1 protein-coding gene is annotated in these 229 nt (G+C 34.5%); it reads right to left on the bottom strand.

Going from position 1 to position 229, the window contains the following annotated elements; genetic code table 11:
• Positions 1–133, bottom strand: a 133-nt coding sequence (locus AAEY79_RS16675; protein WP_352289951.1) for a pyridoxamine 5'-phosphate oxidase family protein, incomplete at its 3' end; no start/stop codon positions are given.
• Between the last annotated feature and the right edge of the window lie 96 nt (positions 134–229).

Below are 229 nucleotides of genomic sequence, written 5' to 3'. Positions count from 1 at the left end.
CACCAATACTGGTCTCACTGGTGGTCATTGGCCACGCATGAATATCGCCCTTTTTATTGGTGGTACTCATCATGGCAAATTTTATGTCTTTTACCACTTCTTGGATTTTGTCGATATGGTCTTGTCTACTCATAAGGCTTATCCTTAATTATTTATTTATAGTGAGGAAGAAATTTGATTATAGGGAGGAAGAAAATAAGAATAAAAAATTCCAATAATACTTTCTGAC

It is taken from the genome of Psychrobacter sp. GW64-MNA-CIBAN-0177 (assembly GCF_040309585.1).
GTDB lineage: Bacteria > Pseudomonadota > Gammaproteobacteria > Pseudomonadales > Moraxellaceae > Psychrobacter > Psychrobacter okhotskensis.
Note: the sequence above shows the minus strand (reverse complement) of the source record. Positions and strands in the feature narration are given on the sequence as shown.